Annotated in this window: 1 rRNA gene; it reads left to right on the forward strand. The window is 51.8% G+C overall.

Annotated elements, in window-relative coordinates:
• Nucleotides 1–2: 2 nt before the first annotated feature.
• Nucleotides 3–249, forward strand: a 23S ribosomal RNA gene (locus KZZ04_RS20195); the annotation flags it as partial.

Consider the following 249-nt stretch of genomic DNA (forward strand, 5'->3'; position numbering starts at 1 on the left):
TGTATCCGCGGCTAGACGGAAAGACCCCGTGAACCTTTACTATAGCTTTGCACTGGACTTTGAATTTGCTTGTGTAGGATAGGTGGGAGGCTTTGAAGCGTGGACGCCAGTTCGCGTGGAGCCAACCTTGAAATACCACCCTGGCAACTTTGAGGTTCTAACTCAGGTCCGTTATCCGGATCGAGGACAGTGTATGGTGGGTAGTTTGACTGGGGCGGTCTCCTCCTAAAGAGTAACGGAGGAGTACGA

This window comes from Pseudoalteromonas sp. CR1, assembly GCF_019392235.1.
In the GTDB taxonomy this organism is placed as follows: Bacteria; Pseudomonadota; Gammaproteobacteria; order Enterobacterales; family Alteromonadaceae; genus Pseudoalteromonas.